This window comes from Nocardia sp. JMUB6875, assembly GCF_041154655.1.
Lineage (GTDB): Bacteria > Actinomycetota > Actinomycetes > Mycobacteriales > Mycobacteriaceae > Nocardia.
In genome coordinates this window covers 1-21,335 of the sequence record NZ_BAAFGR010000142.1, presented here as the reverse complement: position 1 = coordinate 21,335, position 21,335 = coordinate 1, and the positions used below count along the sequence as shown (strand labels likewise).

Here is a 21,335-nt window from a genome sequence, read left to right as displayed (position 1 = left end):
CGGATCACTGCCACGGTGCGGTCTCGCAGGCGGGCTGCGGCCTCGAAATGTTCTGCGGTGGAGAGGGTTTCGAGTTTGGCGGCGATGGTGTGGAGGAGGGCGTCGTCGGCGCCGGAGAAGAGGGCGCGCAGGGCGGCGGGGGCTCGTTCGTATTCCTTTATATATAGGGGGCTGTTTTCGGCGCTCGCGGGGCAACCGCCGACGATCGCGGGCTGGCAATCGTGGCGGCCGTCGCGCGGGATGCGGGTGGTGCAGGTGCGCAGGCCCGCCTGCTCGGCGAGGGTGGCGGCGATCTCCTGGGCGTCGGTGCGGGAAGTGAACGGGCCCAGCGCGTCCCGGGTGGGGGTGCGGGAGACGGCGAAGCGGGGGAAGGGTTCATCGGTCAGCGTCAGCCACCACGCGCGCTGCGGGAACTTGGAGCGGCGGTTGTAGGGCGGGGTGTGGGCGAGCAGCAGCCGGAGCTCGCGGACACCGGCCTCGAGACCGTGCGCGCACTCGACATGGTCGACGCGGGTGGCCAGCTGCACCATCTCGCGCATGCGCGGGCGGGTGTCGGACCCGGTGAAGTAGTTGCGGACGCGGCGGCGCAGATTCACCGCCGTCCCTATATAGAGGACTTCGTCCGAGGGCCCGCGGAACAGGTACACCCCCGGCGTCGCCGGAAGGTCCGCGGCCATCACACGTTTGGCGCGCTGCCGCCGCGTCACCTCGGGCAGATAGTCGAGCAGCTCGGTGAGACTGTGCACCCCTTGATTGCCCACGCGCGCGATGAGCGCGTGCAGCACGTCCACGGTCGCCTTCGCGTCGTCGAGGGCCCGGTGCGTCGGCCGGGTCTCGGCGCCCAGCAGCTGCGCCAGATACCAGAGCTTGGCCGAGGGCGCCTCCTCGCGCGGCAGCACCCGCCGCGCCAGCAGCACGGTGCACACGGTTTGGAAAGCGGGCCAGGGCAATTCGCAGCGCGCCGCCGCGGCCTTCAGGAAGCCGATATCGAAGCGGGCATTGTGGGCGACCAGCACCGCGCCCCGCGCGAACTCCAGGAAGCCGGGCAGCACCTGCTCGATGCGCGGGGCGTCCACGACCATGGCCGTGGTGATCCCGGTGATCTGCACGATCTGCGGCGGAATCGCGCAGCCGGGGTTCACCAGCGTGGCGAACTCCCCGAGCACCTCACCGCCGCGCACCTTGACCGCCCCGATCTCGGTGATCGAGTCACCCTCGGGACTGGTGCCGGTGGTCTCGAGATCCACCACCACGAACGTCGTGTCGTAGAGCGGTGTCTCGAGCTCGTCGAAGGCCAGCTGCGCGGCAGGATCCGGTCTCGAAGGCACGGACCGCAAGCGTAGGCGCAGGGTCCGACAACCGAGGGCGGATCCGCCCGGTCAGGGCCGGGAAACACGGGAAACCGCCCGGTCATAACGCTGTTATGGCTGATCAGGCGAAATGTCTGTATATAAGGTCGAGATACTCGAGGTGCAATCCCCGAATTGCTGAAATATGCCAGATTGTGACCAGGGTCACTTTAATTCGGATTATGGATCAATTTTGTGGAAGAGGCCGTTTGGTCCGGATCGGCGGCCGACGTGTGCTGCTCCGCTGTCCTGCGGTCGGGCGTGTCGATCAAGCCTGTCGCAGATCCCCAGGTCGGAGCCCATGGCTCTGACGTCGTGTTATGCGGAATCCGTCGAGGTCGCGAGGGCCTCGAGCGCAGTCTGGCTACCCGCCGGTAGCCACCGGGACGCTCTCTGGAAAACGGCCGTTGTTATCGTTTCGTGATTGCTGTGACTCAAGTCGCACCGAAATGTTCCCGCGTAACAATTTCGGTTCACGTACCGACCACCTCGGCTTTACAAAGCACCGTTATGTGCTCGTAATCTTCCTGAGACCTCGCGGAGTCCGACGCACCACCGGGTGCGGCGTCGCGGGGCAGATTGGAAGTACCTCACCATGGCGACCACCTCCTCCCAGCGACAGGTCCGGGGCATCACGCGCACCGCGCGCCGTGCCGCAGCGGCCGGAGCCGTCGGCGCTGCCACGCTGAGTGCGCTGCTGCTGCCCGCTACTCCCGCGTCGGCCCAGCCGGTCAACACTCCGGTCGGCACCTTCGACGTGCCCGACTCGATCCAGCTGCCGGCCATCCCGGGCGCCCCGGCGTCCATCCCGGTGAACATCCCCGAGATCCCGGGCATCGTCACCCCGCAGGGCCCGGTCCCCGGCGCCCCGGCCCCGCAGAACAACGTGCACCAGGCCGCGGTCGACGCCGCCATGAGCCGCATCGGCGACCCGTACGTGTACGGCGCCTCGGGCCCGAACGCCTTCGACTGCTCGGGCCTGGTCCAGTGGTCCTACGCGCAGGCCGGTGTCAGCCTCCCGCGCACCAGCTACGAGCAGGCCGGCGCCGGCGCGCCCGTCTCCTTCGACGACCTGCAGCCGGGCGACGTGGTGTCGTTCTACGGCGGCAGCCACTCGGGCATCTACATCGGCGACGGCAATGTCGTGCACGCCTCGACCTCCGGCCAGCCGGTGAAGGTCGCCCCGATCTCGTCCATGCCGTTCGCGGGCGCCGTCCGCATCTAGATCCGCAGCCGATTTCGAACGGCGACCGTAATGCTTCCGTGGCCTGCTGGACACAAGCGGTCGCCGTTTCGTAATCTTATCGAGACCTTCTTGACCAGCTCGGGGTAAGAGAACGGGACGACAGCAACCGTGGCAGCGCAACAGCGACCTCATCGGACACACGGTCAGCGGACCAGACGACTGGTGGGCGAGGCACTCACGGTGGGCGCCCTCATGGTCGCCTCCTACGGCACCCTCGGCATCGGACCGGCCACCGCCGACCCGGTCGCCGCACCCGCCACCGCGGGCGAGGCGGTCCAGAAGATGATCGACCTCTCCCGGCAATCCGAGCAGCTCAACCAGCAGGCGCTCAACGCGCAGGCCGATCTCGACACCAAGCTGGCCGCGGCCGCCGCCGCCGATCAGAAGGCCACCGACGCCGCCGCCGCGCTCGGCGCCGCCAAGGCCGAGATCGCCCGCTACCGTCCGGTCATCGATCGCGCCGCCACCTCCGCGCTGCTCGGCAGCCGCACCAACCGGCTCACCTCGCTACTGGTCAGCAACTCACCGCAGCAGCTGCTCGATCAGATGTCCATCGTGGATCTGGTGGGCACGCGCACGAATGATCAACTGGGCCAGTATCAGAAGGCCACCGACGCCGCGTCCGTCGCCGATGCCGCCGCCCGCGCCGCCGCCGAGACCGCGCGCGCCGCCAGTGCCGCCGCCGATGCGGTCCGCTCCGATCTGGAATCCAAACGCGCTGCGCTGCAAGGCTCCATGGCCGGTGTCATCGCCGCGTGGGGTCAGCTCTCCGCCGGTGACAAGTCCGCGCTCGCGGGTTCGATGTTCCCGCCCGGCTTCGACCGCGACAGCCTGCTGCGCGGCCTGGTCCCCGGCTCCGGCACCAGCGCGCTGGCCGCCGGTCTCACCCGCGTCGGCGATCCCTATGTCTGGGGTGCGACCGGACCCGACCAGTTCGACTGCTCCGGCCTCGTGCAGTGGGCCTTCCGCCAGGTCGGCAAGAGCGTGCCGCGCACCAGCCAGCAGCAGTCGAGTTTCGGCACGCCGGTGGCCGAGAAGGACCTGCAGCCCGGCGATGTCGTCTTCTTCTACTCTGACATCTCGCATGTGGGCATCTACGCCGGCAACGGATTGATGCTGCACGCTTCGACTTTCGGCGTTCCCGTGCAGGTCGCGCCGATGAGCTCCACACCGTTCCATTCGGCGCGCCGGTTCTGACGCTGAACCGCGCATGAGTACGAGGTGGCCGCGCATGAGTACGACGAGGTGGCGATGAGCGCTCTGCGGCGGATGCGCGGCTGGTTGTCGGCGCGACGGCGATTCCAGTTCGTCGCCACCCTGGTCATGGTCACCGGACTGACCGCCGCCTGCGGCGCGCTGCTCATGATCCCGAATTCGGTGCTGCCGACGCTGCGCGCGGTGGTGCCGGGCCAGGATGCGGCCGGGTCGACCGCGACCGATCCGCAGGTGCCGGTGGTCAAGCGGACCATGGACTACTACGGCAAGCTCGTCGCCGAACCGGTGTCCACGGGCTCGGGCCGCATCGGCGTGGTGCTCGGCCATCCGGCGCAGCGGGCCGATATCGATGTGCTGGCAAGCGAACTCGCGGCGGCCACCACGGCCGTCACCTCGCTGTGGGGCCCGGACTGGAATCAAGCACCGGTCGTGGTGGTGGCCTCCAGCCCCGCCGAATTCGCCGCGCTCACCCACGCCGTCGGTGACGTCCCCGCCGAGGTCGCCGCCTCCACGGTCGCCGACCCTGTTCGGCCCGGCGCCGAATTGACCGGTCAGCGTGTCGTTTTCGGCCCCCAGGCCGGTCACCGCCTCGGCCCCGACGGCCTACGCGCGGTGCTGCGCCATGAACTCACCCACATGGCCACCCGCAAGATCACCGTCGACGGCTCCCCGATGTGGATGCTCGAGGGCGCCGCCGAATACACCGCCCACCGCGGCATGCACCGACCGGTCACCGAAATCGCACCCACCCTCACCGCCCGCGCCCGCACCGGCGACCTGCCCGCCGATCTCCCCGCGGATGCCATGTTCGCCCCCACCAGCGGCCAGGCCTCGCTCGCCTACGAACAGGGCTGGTCGGTCTGCGCTTTCATCGCCGACAAGTACGGCGACCCCAAACTCGTCGACCTGTATCGCCAGCTGGCCTCCGGCCCGAAGGACCGCGCCGCCCTCGACTCGGCCTTCCGCACCACCCTCGACACCGGCTACCCCGACTTCGTCACCGACTGGCGCGCCTGGATCACCTCCCGCACCGCCGCGGGCGCGTAACCCACTCGCACCGCAACCCTGCGCCGGACCGGGGGTGCAGTAGGTTTGTGGCCATGGGGCGAACGCTGCTGGTTACCAATGATTTCCCGCCACGACCGGGCGGAATTCAGTCGTATCTGCACGCCCTGGCCCTGCAACTGCCCGCCGACGAGCTGGTGGTCTACGCGCCGCGCTGGCGGGGCGACAGCCACTGGAAGTTCGACGCGGAGCAGCCGTTCCAGGTGGTGCGGCATCCGACCACGCTGATGCTCCCCACACCGCTGGTCGCCCGGCGCGCCAAGAAGCTGATGCGCGACGAGAAGTGCGATCGGGTGTGGTTCGGGGCCGCCGCGCCGCTGGCGCTCATGTCGCCGGTGCTGCGCAAGGCGGGGGCCGAGCGGATCATCGCGTCCACGCACGGGCACGAGGTCGGGTGGTCGATGCTGCCCGGATCGCGGCAGGCGCTGCGGGTGATCGGCGACCACACCGATGTCGTCACCTATGTCAGTAAATACACGCGCCGCCGCTTCTCGACGGCGTTCGGCGCGCAGGCCGCGCTCGAATACCTGCCGCCCGCCGTGGATTCCGAGATCTTCAAGCCGGACCCGGCCGCCCGGGCCGAACTGCGCGAACGCTACGGGCTGGGCGACCGGCCCACGATCCTGTGCCTGTCGCGGCTGGTCCCGCGCAAGGGCCAGGACATGCTGATCACCGCCCTGCCCGAGATCAAGAAGCGGATCGACGGGGCCGTGCTGGTGATCGCGGGCAGCGGGCCCTACGAGCAGAAGCTGCGCGCCTTCGCCGACGCCATGGGCCTGCGCGACGATGTCGTGTTCACCGGCCGCGTTCCGGCCAAGGAGCTCGCCGCCCACCACACCATCGCCGATGTCTTCGCCATGCCGTGCCGCACCCGCGGTTTCGGGCTGGACGTCGAGGGTCTGGGCATCGTCTTCCTGGAGGCCTCGGCCTCGGGAGTGCCGGTGGTGGCGGGCAATTCGGGCGGCGCGCCGGAGACCGTGCGCGAGGGCGAGACCGGACGGGTGGTCAACGGCCGTTCGGTGCAGGAGCTCACCGACGCCATCGTCGACATCCTCTCCGACCGCGAGGCCGCCGCCGCCATGGGCGCGGCCGGCCGCCAATGGGTGCAGCAGCAGTGGCGCTGGGACCTGATGGGCGCGCGACTACAGGAACTGCTGGCCGGTCCCCGGTCGGCGCGGGTCTGAGACGATTCCTGTCCTGCGCTAGGCTCAGCCGCGTGAGCAGTATCCAGGTTGCCGATCAGACCTTCGTCGCCGCGCCGGGCACGGCCGTGGCCGAGGTGCTGGCCGATCGCGCCCGCTGGCGCCGCTGGTTCCCCGACCTGCAGTTACAGGTCCGGGAAGACCGGGGCGACAAGGGGATTCGCTGGACCGTCAGCGGCGCCGCGGAAGGCACCATGGAGGTCTGGCTGGAGCCCATGCTGGACGGCGTCATCATGCATTTCTTCATGCACGCCGAACCGCGCGGCGGCATCGCCGGTATGTCCGGACGTGAGCTGCTGGCCCTGAACCGGACCCGCCGCGTCGCGGGCAAGGTGATGTCCTTCGAGATCAAGGCCCGCCTCGAGGCCGGGCGCAAGGCCGGGGTCGCGCCCGCGGCCGTGCACTGACCGACCGCTCCACGTCACAGGCTGAAAGGAAGCGTTGCCGCCCATGGCCGATCGAACTCAGAGGTCGATCGTGATCGACGCCCCCTCGGATCGAGTGATGGCCGTCATCGCCGACCTGGAGTCGTATCCGGAATGGGTCGCCGCGGCCCGCTCGGTGGAAGTGCTCGACAAGTTCCCGGACGGCCGGGCCCGCACCGCCCGCTTCGTCCTGGACGCCGGGGTCGTGAAGGACACTTACACCCTGTCCTACACCTGGCGGCCCGACGGCCGCGCCGTGAGCTGGAGCCTGGTCAGCGGTGATCTGCAGAAGGCGCAGGACGGCACCTACGAGCTCATCGCCCTGCCCGACGGCACCACCCAGGTCGTCTACGAGTTGACCGTGGACCTGAACATCCCGATGATCGGCATGTTCAAACGCAAGGCGGAGAAGGTCATCACCGACACCGCCCTCAAGGAACTCAAGAAACGGGTCGAAGGCTGACCACCGGCGGTACCGAACGCTCGCCGCGCCCCGCCACCCGCGTCGAGCTTTTCATCGGCAAGGGTGGCGTCGGAAAAACCACCTTGGCCTGCGCCACCGCCCTCGCCTACGCGCGCGACGGGCAACGGGTGCTGCTGGCCTCGCTCGATCAGGCCCACTCCCTCGGCGATGCCCTGGGCTACCGGCTGCGCCACGGCGCGGAGGCGGCCGTCGCCAGCCTGCCGCTGCCCATGTTCGCCGCCGCCGCACCGGCATTCGCCGATGTCAGGGAACCGGGGTTCGGGGCGGCCGAGGGGGCGTATCCGGCAACCGACCCGAGTTTCGATGCCGCGCAGCCGGTTCCGGAGCTGGATGTCATCGAAGTGGATTCGCTTGCGCTGCTGGAGGATCGGTTCCGGCAGGTGCTGGTCATGGCGTCCGGGGCCGGGCACGAGCACGGATTCGATTTGGGGGCATTGGATCCCGCCGAGTTGACGGGCCTGCCCGGCGTGCAGGAACTGCTGGCGCTGCTGGAGATCACGCGATTCGCCGCGGACGCGCGCTGGGATGTGATCGTGGTGGACTGCCCGCCGTCGGCGGACATGCTGCGCATCGTCACCGCGCCCGACACCGTGCTCGGCTATCTGGAGCGGGTGTGGCCCGCGCACGCGCGCACCATGGAGGCCATCGGGACCGACTTCCGTAAGGCCGTGCTGGCGGTGACCGTCGAGCAGATCGTGGCCGCGGTGACCGATGCCCGCGATCTGCTGGTGGACCGCACCCGCACCGGCGCCCGGCTGGTGACCGCCGCCGAGCAGGTGGCCGTCGCCGAATCCGCGCGCGTGCGTTCGGCGGCCGCGCTGCTGGGTATCCGCTTGGATGCCGTGCTGGTCAACAAGGTGCTGCCGGAGATGCCGGGGCCCGACGCCGCCGCGCCGCCGCATCCGGCGGTGCAGTGGTACTTCAACCGGCGTGGCGAACAACTCGACGTGGTGACCGAGCTCCGCAAGCGCCTGCGCGGCGTTCCGGTGCAGGTCGTGGGCCATGCCGGGGCCGAGCCGGTGGGGCTGAGCTCGCTGGCCGCGCTGTCCTACGCGGTGGACGCGAGTGGTAACTGGGTGGGATGGCGTCCGATCCCTATGCTTGGCACAGATGCGGACGGTGTGCTGCCCGCGCTCGAGCCGGGGACCGCCGCCGAACCGGTGGTGCGGCTCGAATCGGGCGCGGGCGTGCACTCGCTGTTCGCGATGCGCATGCATCTGCCCGTGGTCGACGCGTCGACCCTGCGGCTGGGACGAGTGGAGGACGATTTGATCGTGGGAGCGGACGGGGTCCGGCGGCGCTTGCGGCTGGCCCCGGTATTGCGGCGGTGCACGGTCGAGACCGCCGAGCTCGACGGCGACCAGTTGGTCATCCGTTTCCGGCCCGATCCGGCGGTCTGGCCGAAATGACCGCCACCCATCCGCGTCCCGGCCATCCGGAGGAGAACCTCGGCGAATTCGCCGAGGAACTGCGGCTGCTCGCCGAGGCCGTGCTCGAACGCGTCGAACCGGTGCTGCGCCGCACCGCCTCCGACGGGCGCGCCGAATGGTCCAGCTGCAGCTGGTGCCCGGTGTGCGCGGCCGCGGCCATCGTGCGCGGTGAGCACCACGATGTGGTGGCCGCCATCGCCGATCACGGCACCGCCATCGTCACCGTGCTGCGCGAGGCGCTCGCCGGAGTGCCGGTGGAGCCGGTGATTCCGCCGGATCTGGACCCGGATTCGCCGGAATATCAAGCCTGGCATCGGCATTCGCATTTCGCCGGAACCGGTTCCGAGGCAACCGATCTGCCGTTCGCCGACGCCTACGCCACCGCGCGCGGCGAGACCGACGAGGCCGGGCCGGGCGAAAGGGGCGGGGGCGGAGAGGGATCCGCGCATGCTCCGGGTGCGGGCCTGGCCGCTGTCTTCGCTCGCTTCCTCGCCGGTGCGCAGGGCCGCGCCGCCGCGCGAAAGCAGCCCGGGGACAACGACTTCGGTGCACAGGCTGCCCAAGATCCCTTCGGCGACGGACCCGGCGCCGCGCGCAAGCCGTCGGGCGAGCACCAGCCGTTCGGCCCGCCCGTCGCCCGCCCCGCCGACGACCCCGGTCGCCCGGCGGCCGGTCGCGCATCGCGCCCCGGGGGTGGTCGACGCGCCAAGTACCAGTCCATCGACGTGACCATCAAGGCATGAGAGAGGGTGAGGACGTGCCGCTGACCGTGGGTATCGATGTGGGCGGCACGAATATTCGGGCGTCGGTGGTGGACGGTGCGGGCGAGGTGCTCGACACCGTGACCGCGCCGACCCCGCACTCGGCCCGCGCCCTCGAGGACGGATTGGCCCGCGCGGTGCGCGAGTTGTGCGGCCGCCACGCCATCGGCGCGGTCGGGCTCGCGGTCGCCGGATTCGTCGACGAGGACCGCGCCACCGTGCGTTTCGCACCGCATCTGCCGTGGGAGGACGCGCCGGTGGCGCAGCGGCTCACCGACCGCCTCGGCCTGCCGGTCATCCTCGAGCACGACGCCAATGCCGCGCTGTGGGCGGAGTACCGCTTCGGCGCGGCGGCGGGCGGGCGCAATGTGGTGCTGGTGGCCATCGGTACCGGCATCGGCGCGGCGCTGCTCAGCAATGGCCAGCTGTATCGCGGAAGCTTCGGCGTCGCACCGGAACTCGGGCATCTGACGGTGGTGCCCAATGGCCGCGCCTGCCCGTGCGGCAAGCGCGGGTGCTGGGAAAGGTACTGCAGCGGAACGGCTCTGGTCGACACCGCGCTCGAATTCCTGGCCACCGACCCGCAGCGCTCCACCCTGCTGGCCCGCGAATCCGGCCGCGATCCGGGCTCGCTCACCGGCCGTCGGGTCGCGGGCGCGGCCCAGGACGGCGATCCCGTCGCCCAGGGCGTGATGGCCGACTTCGCCCGCTGGCTGGGCCTGGGCCTGGCCTTCGTCAGCGACATCTTCGACCCGGACCTGATCGTGGTCGCCGGTGGCGTGAGCAGCTCGGCCCCGCTGTTCCTCGACGACGCCCGCGAGCACTACGCGGGCTCGATCACCGGCGCCCGCCACCGCCGCCTGGCCCGCATCCGCACCGCCCAGCTGGGCGAGGCCGCGGGCATGATCGGCGCGGCGGAACTGGCTCGCGCGGCCGTGGCCGCCGACCAGGACGCGGTCCCGGCACATCGCTGACACGGTCCGGTCGCGGCGTTGACGAATTCCGGCCCGTCCACGATCAATTCCAAAACTCGGGACGAATGTCCCGACATAGGAGAAACCCGCCACCACCGGTTGGTTACGGTGAGGACTCGGCGGTAGGGTAGGCAAGCAGTGGTGGTGCCCGCAACGAGGCCGGTCCCGGGTATCGAAACAGGGGAAAGGACGCAATGTTCTACTGGCTGCTGAAGTACGTCTTGGTGGGGCCGTGGATGCATCTCATCAACCGGCCGAAGGTTGAGGGCGTCGAGAACATCCCCGCCAAGGGCGCGGCCATTCTGGCCGGCAATCATCTGTCCTTCACGGACTGGTTGTTCACCCCGTTGATGAGCCCGCGCCGGATCACCTATCTGGCCAAGGCCGAATACTTCACCACCCCGGGTCTCAAGGGCCGGCTGCAGAAGTTCTTCTTCTCCGGCACCGGCCAGTACCCGATCGACCGGTCCGGTGCGGACGCGGCCGAATCCGCCCTCAACACCGCGCGCAAACTGCTCGGTGAGGGCCGCCTGGTCGGGCTGTACCCCGAAGGCACCCGCTCCCCGGATGGTCGCCTCTACAAGGGCAAGACCGGTGTGGCACGCCTCGCCCTGGAGACCGGAGTGCCGGTGATCCCGGTAGCCCTGATCGGCACCGACGAGGTGTGCCCGCCCGGTCCCTTCCGCTGGCGGCCGCGCCAGGTCACCGTGAAATTCGGTGCCCCCATCGACTTCTCGCGCTACGAGGGCATGGGCGGCAACCGCTTCGTCGAACGCGCCGTCACCGACGAGATCATGTACGAGCTCATGCAGATGGGCGACCAGGAATACGTCGACGTCTACGCCGCCTCCCTGAAGAAGGACGTCCCCTCCGGCAGCCGCCCCGACGAGGACCGCATCCCTCAGACCATGGCGGGCTAGCCGCCACGAACACGCGAAAGGCCCCGGGAGACACAATCTCCCGGGGCCTTCCGCATGTCTGGATCAGGATGCCTGAATCCGCCGGTACGCCTCGATCGCCTCGAACTTGGCGAGGTTGTGCCGAGCATCGGCAAGCGCGTCGTGCGCGTCCTTCGGAACCGGCGGCAGCGGCGGCCGCCCGTGCTGGTCCCAATGCTGGCGCAGCTCATTGGTGTACCGGGGCAGCGCGTTGGGCAGATCGACCATCGAACCCCACAGCTGGCACAGCGCCACGTGGTCATAGGCCCCGACCCACGCCCACAGCTCGGGCTCGACGCCGGGCCGGGGGACCAGGAACTTGTAGAGGTCGTCGCGAATGCGCTGGCGGGAGCGCCACAGCGGGGACGACGGCGGCGGCAGCTTGGGTAGCACGTTGCGGCGGACGAACGGCCCGGCCTTCTCGGGGTCGAATTCGGTGGAGACCGCGTAGAACTCGCGTCCGTCCTCGCACACCACCGCGATGGAGACGAGGTCGATGACAGTTCCGTCCTCGATGAATTCCGAATCGTAAAAGTACCGCAGTGAGATGGGTCTCTCCTGACCTCGAGCTCGGGAAATGGATCCGGGCCTGATCATACGACCGGCGGGTGTGAGCAATCCCAGCCCTGGGGGTGGTCCACCTCACCAAGGTCGATCCGTATTCTGAACGGGTGAACTGGACCGTCGACGTACCGATCGATCGCTTGCCGGAACTTCCTCCGCTGCCCGCCGAGCTCCGTCGGCGCCTCGACGACGCACTCGCTCGCCCGGCGCTGCAGCAGCCGTCCTGGGATCCGGAGCAGGCCGCCAAGATGCGCACCGTGCTCGAGAGCGTGCCGCCCATCTGCGTGCCCGCCGAGGTGGAGGAGCTGCGGCTACGGCTGGCCGAGGTGGCGCGGGGTGAGGCCTTCCTGATGCAGGGCGGCGACTGCGCGGAAACCTTCGCCGACAACACCGAGCCCCATATCCGCGGCAATATCCGCACGCTGCTGCAGATGGCGGTGGTGCTGACCTACGGCGCGAGCCTGCCGGTGGTGAAGGTGGCCCGGATCGCGGGGCAGTACGCCAAACCGCGCTCGGCCGACACCGATTCGCTGGGGCTGAAGTCCTACCGCGGTGACATGGTCAACTCCATCGTCGCCGAAGCCGGTGTCCGGGAGCACGATCCGTCGCGTCTGGTGCGCGCCTACGCCAACGCGTCGGCCGCCATGAACCTGGTGCGCGCGCTCACCTCCGCCGGCATGGCCGACCTGCACAAGGTGCACGACTGGAACCGCGAGTTCGTGGCGCAGTCCCCGGCCGGCGCCCGCTACGAGCAGATGGCCACCGAGATCGATCGCGCGCTCGCCTTCATGAAGGCCTGCCGCGTCAACGATCCCAACCTGTCGACCGCGCGGCTCTACGCCAGCCACGAGGCGCTGGTGCTCGACTACGAGCGCGCCATGCTGCGCCTGAGCGAGCACCCGGTCACCGGCGAGCCGGTCCTCTACGACCTGTCGGCGCACTTCCTGTGGATCGGCGAGCGCACCCGCCAGCTCGACGGCGCGCACGTCGCCCTGGCCGGGCTGATCGCCAACCCGATCGGCCTCAAGATCGGCCCGACCACCACGCCGGAGCAGGCCGTGGAATACGTCGAGCGCCTGGACCCCAACAACGAGCCCGGCCGCCTGACCCTGGTCGCGCGCATGGGCAATCAGAAGGTCCGCGAGGTGCTGCCCGCCATCATCGAGAAGGTGCAGGCGACGGGCCACCAGGTGATCTGGCAGTGCGACCCCATGCACGGCAACACCCACGAGTCCTCCACCGGCTACAAGACCCGCCACTTCGACCGCATCGTCGACGAGGTGCAGGGCTTCTTCGAGGTGCACCACGCGCTGGGCACCCACCCGGGCGGCCTGCACATCGAGCTCACCGGTGAGAACGTCACCGAATGCCTCGGCGGCGCACAGGACATCTCGGATCTCAACCTCGAGGAGCGCTACGAGACGGCGTGCGACCCGCGCCTGAACACCCAGCAGTCCCTCGAACTGGCGTTCCTGGTCGCGGAGATGCTGCGCTAGGACCCGCGAGCGTGACAGAGCCCGGACCGTTGAAACGGTCCGGGCTCTTACGTTTCCGAGCTCTATGAGAGTTAGGGAATCGCTACCAGGGTGATGGTCGCACCGGGCTCGACGGTGTCGCCGGGAGCGGTGCTCTGGGAGATGATGATCGAGCTGTCGTTGCTGGCCAATTGTCGGACGGTGACCTGCAAGCCCAGGGCCTGCAGCTTGCTGCGGGCGGTGGAGACGTTGGAGCCCAGCAGATTCGGCATCTCGATGGCGGTGTTCACGATGAGCACCACACCGGATCCTGATTCGGCGCTGGATCCCGCGGCGGGATCGGTGCCGACCACCGAACCGGATTTGATCTTCGGGTCGTACTGGTCCCGGGTGGAACTGATGGTGAGTCCGGCCTTCTGGAGCGCCGTTTTGGCTTCCTCGGCGGTCTTGCCCCGCACATCGGGCACCTTGACCGGCTGGGATCCCTTGCTGCGGTAGACCTTCACCTGCGCGTTGGCGGGGAGAATCGTGCCGGGTCCCGGATCCACCTTGGCGACAGTGCCTTTCGGTGCGGCACTGCCTATCTCTCCGGCGTCCACGGGGGTCAGTCCCGCGTCCTTGATGGCCTGGTTGACCGCCTTGACGTCTTGTCCGGCCTGCACATCCGGCACCTTCGGCTTACCGCTGGAGACCAGCACCGCGACCAGCGAGCCCTTGGTGATTCTGGTTCCGGCGGGCGGATCGGTCCCGACCACATTGCCGACCGGAATGGCGTCGGAGGCCTTGTCGCGGGTCTCGGTTTTGAAGCCCGCCTCCTGCAGCGTGCTGATCGCCTTGTCCTGGTTCATCCCCGCGATGGACGGCACCGCCGAGAATCTGCCGACCCCGAGCCACCAGCCGCCGATACCCAGCAGCAGCGCCAGCGCGATCACCACGCTCAACCAGACGATGACCTTGCGCCGGGACTTGCCGCGATCCTCGATCATTTCCGATGGATAGCCGTGGTTGCCGGGTGGTCCCGGGGGCGGCTGCGGGGAGTAGTCGGGCCGATACTCCGGCGGAATCTCCCGCGCCGCGGTCATCACCCGGGTGTGCTGCGCCTGGGGCTGCACCTTCACCGTCGGCGGGTCCACGGGTAGTCGCGTGGTCAGATCGGCCGCGCCGGGAATCGACCGCGCGGGCTGGGCCGCGGGTGCGGGCGTCGGCCCGACCCGGTACTTGGCGCTGAGATGTTCGGCCGACTCGGTCGGCGCGGGCACCCGATAGTCGGGCAGCTGCAATTCGCGTGCGATGCGGCGCAGTTCGCCCGCCATCTCGGTGGCGTCGGCGAAGCGGTGCATGGGCTCGCGCGCGGTGGCATGCGCGACCAGCTCGTCGATCTCGGGCGGGATGCCGCTGATGAAGCGGCTCGGCGACGGCACATCCTTCTCGACCCGCTGCAGCGCGATCGAGAGCGAATTGTCGCCGGTGAACGGCGTACGCCCGGTGAGCATTTCGAAGATGAGCACGCCCGCGGAGTACACATCGCTGCGCGCGTCGGCGGTGCCACTGGTGACTTGCTCGGGGGAGAGGTAGGCGGCCGTGCCGAGGATCACGCTGTCGGAGGTGATCTTCGCCTCGGCGACCGCGCGCACCAGCCCGAAGTCGGCGATCTTGACCTCGCCCGAATCGGAGATGAGCACGTTCTCCGGCTTGATGTCGCGGTGCACCAGACCCGCGGCATGCGCCACGCCGATGGCGTAGAGCACCGGCTCGGCGACGGCGCGCACCGCGTGCGGCGGCATGGGCCCGCGTTCGCGCAGCAGTTCGCGCAGCGTCCCGCCCTCGACGAGCTCCATGATGAGGAACGGATGGTCGCCGTCCACGCCCTGGTCGTACACCGCGACCAGCGATGGATGCTTGAGCTTGGCCACGGCCCGCGCCTCGAGTTCGAAGCGGGTCAGGAATTGCGGATCGGAGGCGAACTTCGGATCCATCACCTTGATGGCAACCGGTCGGTCCAATCTGGTGTCCACCCCCCGGAACACCATGGACATGCCGCCGCGCGCGATCGGCGCATCGATGCGGTAGCGCCCTTCCAGCATCTGGCCGATCAACTGCAACCCTTCCGATTCTCCGAATTTTCCGATTGACCGCCCGCGCGGCTCACCCGATGGTAGCCGCGTCGGGGTGTGATGCGACGGTGGCGACGCGAGAGACTACCGTGGTCCGCGTGAGTGCCTTTCCTTGCAGCGAAGACGTCCTGCCGGATTCGGTGACGCTGATCCCGTTGCCCGACGTGGCCGAGCAGCTGGGCATGGTGGTTACGCGAGTTCATCAGATGCTGCGCGACCATCAGATAATCGCCGTGCGCCGCGACGGCGTTGCCGGAATCCCGAAGGAGTTCTTCGACTCCACCGGCGCCGTCACCAAACACCTGACCGGTCTGATCACGGTCATGCGTGACGGCAAATACACCGACGAGGAAATCCTCGAGTGGATCTACACCGAGGACGACACCCTCCCGGGCCGCCCGATCGACGCCCTGCATGGCCCGCTGGCCCGCGAGGTCATCCGCCGGGCCGCCGCGGACCCGTTCTGATCGGTTCCGGAAATAACAGCCGTCGCGGTCAGTTCCGCAAAGGACTGGCCGCGACGAATTCCCGTGCCGCGACCCGCAATCGGCGGTGCTGCGGCACGACGGCGCGGCGAGTGAAGACCGCGTAGTCGGCCCGTTCGATCTCGTCGAGAATCCCGCTGTACAGGGTGGCCGCCGTGCGAATCGCCGGGCGCACCCGCGGTGTGAGCAGATCGATACCCGGGATCGCGCGCCTATAGATGCCCCGGTTGATCGCGATCAGATGAGCCAGTGCCCGCCGGACCCGCGGATCGGTCCGCCCGGATTCCCGGCATTGGAACAGCAGTTCGGCGTCCACCCCGAATACCGCCAACTCGTCAGCGGGGAGATACACCCGCCCGCGATCCAGATCCTCGGCGATGTCGCGCAGGAAGTTGGTGAGCTGGAACGCTTCCCCCAGCGCCGCCGCGGCCGGTTCGGCATCGGCGACCGGGACCACGGTCCCCAGCACCGGCAGTAATTGCAGCCCGATGGCGGCGGCCGAGCCGCGCATGTAGTCGCCCAGTTCGGCGAGGCTGGCGTAGCGGTCGCGGTATTGCGGCCCACCGGGGATGTCCATCCGCATGGAGTCGAGGAACACCCAGAAGTGTTCGGCGGCAATCGAATACCGCCGGATGGTGTCGGAGACCGCGAGCAGCACCCGGGTCTCGGCGCTGTCGTCCGCCTCGACGGGCGCGTCCACCAGCCGGGCCCGCAGTTCGTGTTCGATGTGGTCCAGCCGGGCCGCGGATTCGGCCGCCCGGTTCGGCGCGTCGGCGGCGTCCACGATGTCGTCGACCAGCCGCGCGAAGGCGTAGAGCGCGTGCACGGCCGGTCTTCGCTCCGGTTCCAGCAGCCGGGTGGCCAGGAAGTAGGTGCGGCCGTGGGCGGCGGCGATGCGGCGGCAGTCCCGGTAGGCGCGGTCGAGCGGCATGGGAGGGTTCACACCGGGCCGGGCGCGGCGGTGCCGAGCTTCTCGGTCTGGGTCTCGATATGCGATTGCGCCGCACGCAGTTTCAGCGGATCCACGGTGCGCAGCGACCGCGCGGCCACCACCGCGACGAAGATGGCCAGCGTGCCGTGCACATAGCCGGTCACCGGCGCGCCGTCGGGCTGGAAGATCAGCATGAGCCAGGTACACAGGCCGACCAGGATCTGCAGCGTCCGGGTGGACAGCGCGAACGCGGCGGCCAGCGCCAGCGGCCACGAGTAGTACCAGGGCAGCGCGGCCGGGGACAGGATCACGATGGCGACGAAGGCGACCAGGATGCCGAGCACGGCCTCCTTCTCGCTGCTCTTGAACCGCCACCAGGCCCATACCAGGAAGCCGACCATGACCACCGCGCACATCAGGCGGGTGACGTTCAGCACCGGGTCCATCTGGAACGGCGTCACCCAGGTGACGATGTGCGCCATGATCGTCGGCAGCGAGAGCCAGTTGATGATCTTCTTCGAGCCGGACAGCGCGGTGAGCCAGCCGATCTGGTGATCGCGCAGCCCGGTGGCCCAGGTGGCCATGGCGAACACGGCCACGAACACGGCCACGCCCAGCGCGCTGATCTTGGCGAAGGTCAGCACCGGATGGGGCATCTCGCCCTCGTTCTGCGCGGCCCGGCGTTCGCGTTCGTGAATCATCCAGATCCACACCAGGAACGGCAGCGCCACGCCCGCGGTCGCCTTCACCGCCACGCCGACGGCCACCACCACGATGCCCGCCACGTGATGGTGTTCGAGCACCAGCGCGATGCCCGCGCACATCAGGCCGACCATCAGCATCTCGTTGTGCACGCCGCCGATCAGGTGGATCAGGACCAGCGGGTTGAGCACCGCCAGCCACAACGCCGTGGTGGGCTTCCCGCCCAGATGCTTGGTCAGATGCGGGATGGCCCACACCATGAGCGCCAGGCCCGGCAGCATGACCAGCCGCAGCGCGATGGTGCCCGCCACCACGTTGTCACCGGTGATGCTGGTGATGGCGCGCCCGATGAGCAGGAAGACCGGCCCGTAGGGCGCGGTGGTGTTGAGCCAGACCGGGCTCACGTTGTCGAGCACGGTGGCGGCGTTGGCGTGCAGTTCGGTCGGCCCGAACTGGTAGGGGTTGATGTGGTCGCGCAGCATCGCGCCCTGCGCCAGGTAGGAGTAGGCGTCGCGGCTGAACAGCGGCACCGAGAACAGCAGCGGGAAGATCCAGACGCCGACGATCACGCGCAGCTCGTTGAGGGTGACCTCGATCCCGGGCTGCCGGCCGATCACGATGCGCCCCAACCGCACCCACGCGGTGATCATGGCGATCACGCCGATCCACACGAACAGCGACGACAGCACCAGCCCGTGCCCGAACCGCAGCCACGACAGGTGCATGGCCTCCAGCAGCGGATCGCTGCGCCGGGTGCTGCCCGCGCCGAAACCGCCGAAGGTCATCAGCAGCGCGCCGAAGAAGCCGAGGGTGGCCGAGTGGCCGGCGGGTCCGCGGACGAAGTCGGCGGCCTGGTGCAGCCAGCCGGGCGTGGCGGGGCCGTCGAGGGAGCTCCGGGTGGCGGCGCGGTCGGCCGGATCGGCCTGCGCGACACCGCGGGCGGTCCGCGTGATCGTGGTGTTCGCGGCGTCCGGAGTGGCGGAGTCCGTCTCGGGGGTCGGCATCGGCGGTCGTTCCCCCGAAAAGGTCGGCGGCGGCGGGCCGCGGGTGATCTAAGGACGCGGTCAGTCTAGTGCTTGCGCACCGGCGCCACCGCTCCGGTGTCAAGTGATCGACTCCCGGCATGTCGCGCGTCACCGGTGATGCGCGCCGCTGCCAGTCTGCCCGACAACAGCACGGTCGGCACGCCGACGCCGGGCACGGTGCCGGAGCCTGCGAGAACGACATTCGCGCGCCCGCGCACCAGGTTTCGAGTACGGAACGGACCGGTCTGCCGGAACAGGTGCGCGGCCGAGAACGGGGTGCCCGCGAGCATGCCCTGCGCCTGCCAGGTGCGCGGGGTGTCCACGTGGTCGATCCGGAAGTGCTCCGAAATCCCTTGGTAGCCGCGCTCTTCCAGGGTCTGCAGGAGTTCGCGCAGGTAGAAGGGGGTGAGCTGGTCCCAGCCGAGCGGTGCGGCATCGAGATTCGGGCAGGGCGCCAGCAGTGACAGTGGCTCGTGGCGGACAGTGTCGCGTAGATGCCCGGCGTTATCGATGTGCTGTTCGGCACGGTCGATGTAGAGCGAGGGATCGGTGAGGGCGGGGCGGGTGAGCAGCAGTGAGGGATCGCTCATCAGCCGTCCGCGCCCGGGACGGGCCGCGATCTCGGTGAACGTCTTGTCCCATTCCTGCCCGAAGTCGATGGTGTGATGCGCCTGCACCGGCCAGCGCGCGGCCACCTCGGCGGGAATTGTGCCGTGCGCCACCACCGCCGACGGTGAGGCCCGCAGCCCGCGCCGGTGCCGCAGCCCGAAGCGCGGCAGCGAGCCGAGATCGGCGGTCACCACGACGGCGTCGCAGTCGAAGACGCGGCCGTCCGCGGTGCGCACCGCCTCGGCCCGCTTGCCCCGGTAGTCGATGCCGATCACCTCGGCGTTGAGTTCGAGGGTGCCGCCCGCCGCCGTGAACGCTCGCCCGAGTGCCGCGGCGATGGCCCGCATGCCGCCCTCGGGGTAGTAGACGCCCAGGCAGGTGTCCATGTAGGGAATCGCGCCGTACACCCCGAGCGCCTGTTTCGGCGCCATGCCCGCGAACAATGCCTGGAAGCTGAACAGCCGTGCGAGCCGCGAATCCCGCATGATCGAGCCGACTTTCGGTCCGAGCCGTCCGAACGCGCCCAGCCGCACCAGCTTCGCCAGCGCGACGCGCTTCTCCGGAATCCGCACCATGTCCAGCGGCGATTCGAAGTTGGTGTCCATGAACTGCCGGAACTCGGCCTCGTACACGTCCTTCAACCAGCCGCGCAGCCGCCGGTACCGCCGGGCGGCCTCGGGGCCGTGCGCCTGCGCGATCTCGGCGGCCATCTGGGCCTCTTCGGAGTAGACGCCGACCACGGACCCGTCCGCGAACCGCGCCCGATAGGCCGGTTCCATCTCCAGAATCCGCAGCCCCACCGACTCGCGAGTCTGCCCGACCACGCCCAGCACGTCATCGATCAACTCGGGGAGCGTGAGAATCGTTGCCCCGGAGTCGATCTCGTAATCCGGCCCGCGATAGCGCCCGACCCGTCCGCCGGGGTGGTCGGCCCGCTCCAGCACCGTCACCTGCCGCCCGGCCGCGACCAGGTGCAGCGCCGCCGCCAGCCCGGACAGTCCGGCTCCCACGACGACCACCCGATCGGTCGGTCCCGCAACAGTTCTCATGCCAGCTTCGCTTCCGTCAGGTCCGTGCGCCGAGCGCCGCGCGTGCGGGTCGGTCAGTAGGTGCGCGCGGTCGCGGCCAGCGCCATGGCGCGCAGCTGCCGCTTGGCGTCGGGGGTCGCGGTGCTCGCGTCCAGGGCGGTGAGCGCCTGGTCGGTCAGCGAGCTGATGCGCTTCTCGACGGCGTCGACCGCGCCGAGTTCGGTGAGGGCCGTGCGCAATTCGGTGACCCGTTCGGGGGTGACGTCGGTGCCCAGGCTGGAGCGGATGAGGTCCGCGATGGCCGGGGCGTCGATGTCGGCGCGTTGCAGGGCCTCGGCGATGAGGACGGTGCGCTTGCCCTCGCGCAGGTCGTCGCCGGACGGCTTGCCGGTGACGGCCGGATCGCCGAAGACGCCGAGCAGGTCGTCGCGCAGCTGGAAGGCGATGCCGATATCGGTGCCGAATTCGCGGTAGGCGGCGACCAGTTCGGGGGAGGCCCCGGCGAGTGCCGCGCCCATGTGCAGCGGGCGTTCGATGGTGTAGGCCGCGGTCTTGTACCGGTTGATGCGCAGCGCCGCCTCGACGGTCTCGTCCCCGGCGGACTCGCCGTGGATGTCGAGCAGCTGCCCGCCCAGCACCTCGGTGCGCATGGCCGCCCACACCGGCGCGAACCGCGCGGCCGCGTCGGCGGTCAGCCCGGCATCGCGGGTCATGTCGTCGGCCCAGGCCAGCGCCAGATCGCCGATCAGCACCGCGACGCTGATCCCGTAGTGGTCCGCGTCACCCCGCCAGCGCTGATCCCGGTGCCGCCCTTCGTAATCCACGTGCACGGTCGGGAAGCCGCGCCGGGTGCGCGAGGAATCGATGATGTCGTCGTGGATCAGCGCGCACGCCTGCACCAGCTCCAGCGCCGAGCACGCGGTCAGCACCGCGTCCGCCTCCGGATCCTCCGGGCTGCGTCCCGCGCCCAGCCAGCCGGTCCACGCGAACGAGGGCCGCGTCCGCTTGCCGCCCCGGATCACGAAGTCCTGCAAGGCCCGTGCCGCGTCCACGAACACCGGTCCCAGCGGTTCCACGATGGGCTCCCGCGTCACGAAGAAGGCCCGCAGTCGTTCCTCCACGGCGGCGACGACAGAGCCCGCGCCGACCGGATGTCGGGTCGGGGTACCAGGTCCGGCGGACAGGGGAGCCTCCTTGATGAGTGCCGTGCTGCGGCGATGCCACGAGCCCCGCCGACCGGCCTACCCCCGGCAGCCGACCTGATCGCGAACCCCTCGGAGCCCGCGCGCGAGACTTCGCCCCCGACAATACCC

At 69.6% G+C, this 21,335-nt stretch carries 19 protein-coding genes; 12 read left to right on the top strand and 7 right to left on the bottom strand.

All coding sequences use genetic code 11. From position 1 onward, the window contains the following. A partial coding sequence (locus ACAM49_RS29755) for a DEDD exonuclease domain-containing protein (RefSeq protein WP_369638866.1) occupies positions 1-1,328 on the bottom strand: 1,328 nt, incomplete at its 3' end. 616 nt (positions 1,329-1,944) lie between these two features. Between ACAM49_RS29755 and ACAM49_RS29750 the strand changes: the two genes are divergently transcribed. The 10 genes from ACAM49_RS29750 to ACAM49_RS29705 all read left to right on the top strand — a co-directional run bounded on the left by ACAM49_RS29750 (position 1,945) and on the right by ACAM49_RS29705 (position 11,071). Next, entirely contained in the window at positions 1,945-2,574 is a 630-nt protein-coding gene (locus ACAM49_RS29750) for a C40 family peptidase (RefSeq protein WP_369638865.1), read from the top strand. A gap of 213 nt (positions 2,575-2,787) precedes the next feature. Further along, positions 2,788-3,792, top strand: coding sequence for an NlpC/P60 family protein (locus ACAM49_RS29745; protein WP_369638869.1), 1,005 nt, complete (start codon positions 2,788-2,790; stop codon positions 3,790-3,792). A gap of 24 nt (positions 3,793-3,816) precedes the next feature. Then, entirely contained in the window at positions 3,817-4,857 is a 1,041-nt protein-coding gene (locus tag ACAM49_RS29740) for a hypothetical protein (RefSeq protein ID WP_369638864.1), read from the top strand. A gap of 53 nt (positions 4,858-4,910) precedes the next feature. Then, entirely contained in the window at positions 4,911-6,059 is a 1,149-nt protein-coding gene (locus ACAM49_RS29735; protein WP_369638863.1) for a glycosyltransferase family 4 protein, read from the top strand. A 32-nt stretch (positions 6,060-6,091) separates the two neighbouring features. Beyond that, positions 6,092-6,484 carry a polyketide cyclase / dehydrase and lipid transport gene (locus ACAM49_RS29730; protein WP_369638862.1) on the top strand — a complete coding sequence of 131 codons (393 nt, stop codon included), beginning with the start codon at positions 6,092-6,094 and terminating at the stop codon, positions 6,482-6,484. Between the two features lie 43 nt (positions 6,485-6,527). After that, positions 6,528-6,965 (top strand): SRPBCC family protein, encoded by a 438-nt coding sequence (locus ACAM49_RS29725; RefSeq protein ID WP_369638861.1) that lies wholly within the window; start codon positions 6,528-6,530, stop codon positions 6,963-6,965. A gap of 83 nt (positions 6,966-7,048) precedes the next feature. Further along, positions 7,049-8,395, top strand: coding sequence for an ArsA family ATPase (locus tag ACAM49_RS29720; protein WP_369638860.1), 1,347 nt, complete (start codon positions 7,049-7,051; stop codon positions 8,393-8,395). Continuing rightward, positions 8,392-9,159 carry a hypothetical protein gene (locus ACAM49_RS29715; RefSeq protein ID WP_369638859.1) on the top strand — a complete coding sequence of 256 codons (768 nt, stop codon included), beginning with the start codon at positions 8,392-8,394 and terminating at the stop codon, positions 9,157-9,159. The genes ACAM49_RS29720 and ACAM49_RS29715 overlap by 4 nt, the downstream gene beginning before the upstream one ends. Then, entirely contained in the window at positions 9,156-10,151 is a 996-nt protein-coding gene (locus tag ACAM49_RS29710) for an ROK family glucokinase (RefSeq protein ID WP_369638858.1), read from the top strand. Before ACAM49_RS29715 ends, ACAM49_RS29710 begins: the two co-directional genes overlap by 4 nt. Before the next feature lie 194 nt (positions 10,152-10,345). Continuing rightward, on the top strand, positions 10,346-11,071 hold the full coding sequence (locus ACAM49_RS29705) for a lysophospholipid acyltransferase family protein (protein WP_369638857.1): 726 nt from the start codon (positions 10,346-10,348) through the stop codon (positions 11,069-11,071). Between the two features lie 63 nt (positions 11,072-11,134). Here ACAM49_RS29705 and ACAM49_RS29700 read toward each other — a convergent pair whose 3' ends face one another. Continuing rightward, positions 11,135-11,632, bottom strand: coding sequence for a polyadenylate-specific 3'-exoribonuclease AS (locus ACAM49_RS29700; RefSeq protein WP_369638868.1), 498 nt, complete (start codon positions 11,630-11,632; stop codon positions 11,135-11,137). A gap of 128 nt (positions 11,633-11,760) precedes the next feature. Between ACAM49_RS29700 and ACAM49_RS29695 the strand changes: the two genes are divergently transcribed. Continuing rightward, positions 11,761-13,149 carry a class II 3-deoxy-7-phosphoheptulonate synthase gene (locus tag ACAM49_RS29695; protein ID WP_369638856.1) on the top strand — a complete coding sequence of 463 codons (1,389 nt, stop codon included), beginning with the start codon at positions 11,761-11,763 and terminating at the stop codon, positions 13,147-13,149. Positions 13,150-13,220: 71 nt separating this feature from the next. Here the strand turns inward: ACAM49_RS29695 and pknB are convergent, their stop codons facing one another. Next, positions 13,221-15,224, bottom strand: coding sequence for a Stk1 family PASTA domain-containing Ser/Thr kinase (gene pknB, locus ACAM49_RS29690; RefSeq protein ID WP_369638867.1), 2,004 nt, complete (start codon positions 15,222-15,224; stop codon positions 13,221-13,223). A gap of 116 nt (positions 15,225-15,340) precedes the next feature. Here pknB and ACAM49_RS29685 point away from each other — a divergent pair, with 116 nt between their 5' ends. Further along, positions 15,341-15,709, top strand: a complete 369-nt coding sequence (locus tag ACAM49_RS29685; protein WP_040806888.1) for an Rv2175c family DNA-binding protein — start codon at positions 15,341-15,343, stop codon at positions 15,707-15,709. A 28-nt stretch (positions 15,710-15,737) separates the two neighbouring features. Here the strand turns inward: ACAM49_RS29685 and ACAM49_RS29680 are convergent, their stop codons facing one another. From ACAM49_RS29680 to ACAM49_RS29665, 4 genes are all read right to left on the bottom strand, one after another. After that, complete coding sequence (locus ACAM49_RS29680) at positions 15,738-16,658, bottom strand: phytoene/squalene synthase family protein (RefSeq protein WP_369638855.1); 921 nt, start codon at positions 16,656-16,658, stop codon at positions 15,738-15,740. Positions 16,659-16,666: 8 nt separating this feature from the next. Beyond that, the gene (locus tag ACAM49_RS29675; protein WP_369638854.1) at positions 16,667-18,364 is read right to left on the bottom strand and encodes an alpha-(1->6)-mannopyranosyltransferase A; all 1,698 of its coding nucleotides are present in this window, start codon (positions 18,362-18,364) and stop codon (positions 16,667-16,669) included. Between the two features lie 65 nt (positions 18,365-18,429). After that, positions 18,430-20,043: a phytoene desaturase family protein gene (gene crtI, locus ACAM49_RS29670; protein ID WP_369638853.1), complete on the bottom strand. Its 1,614-nt coding sequence runs from the start codon at positions 20,041-20,043 to the stop codon at positions 18,430-18,432. A 53-nt stretch (positions 20,044-20,096) separates the two neighbouring features. After that, complete coding sequence (locus ACAM49_RS29665; protein ID WP_369638852.1) at positions 20,097-21,143, bottom strand: polyprenyl synthetase family protein; 1,047 nt, start codon at positions 21,141-21,143, stop codon at positions 20,097-20,099. Positions 21,144-21,335 lie beyond the last annotated feature (192 nt).

Bases quoted from the DNA above. Each gene is read 5' to 3' on its own strand.
- ACAM49_RS29675 (WP_369638854.1), bottom strand. From the start codon at position 18,364: ATGCCGACCCCCGAGACGGACTCCGCCACTCCGGACGCCGCGAACACC.
- ACAM49_RS29710 (WP_369638858.1), top strand. From the start codon at position 9,156: ATGAGAGAGGGTGAGGACGTGCCGCTGACCGTGGGTATCGATGTGGGC.
- ACAM49_RS29735 (WP_369638863.1), top strand. From the start codon at position 4,911: ATGGGGCGAACGCTGCTGGTTACCAATGATTTCCCGCCACGACCGGGC.
- ACAM49_RS29705 (WP_369638857.1), top strand. From the start codon at position 10,346: ATGTTCTACTGGCTGCTGAAGTACGTCTTGGTGGGGCCGTGGATGCAT.
- crtI (WP_369638853.1), bottom strand. From the start codon at position 20,043: ATGAGAACTGTTGCGGGACCGACCGATCGGGTGGTCGTCGTGGGAGCC.
- ACAM49_RS29680 (WP_369638855.1), bottom strand. From the start codon at position 16,658: ATGCCGCTCGACCGCGCCTACCGGGACTGCCGCCGCATCGCCGCCGCC.
- ACAM49_RS29725 (WP_369638861.1), top strand. From the start codon at position 6,528: ATGGCCGATCGAACTCAGAGGTCGATCGTGATCGACGCCCCCTCGGAT.
- ACAM49_RS29750 (WP_369638865.1), top strand. From the start codon at position 1,945: ATGGCGACCACCTCCTCCCAGCGACAGGTCCGGGGCATCACGCGCACC.
- ACAM49_RS29715 (WP_369638859.1), top strand. From the start codon at position 8,392: ATGACCGCCACCCATCCGCGTCCCGGCCATCCGGAGGAGAACCTCGGC.
- ACAM49_RS29745 (WP_369638869.1), top strand. From the start codon at position 2,788: ATGGTCGCCTCCTACGGCACCCTCGGCATCGGACCGGCCACCGCCGAC.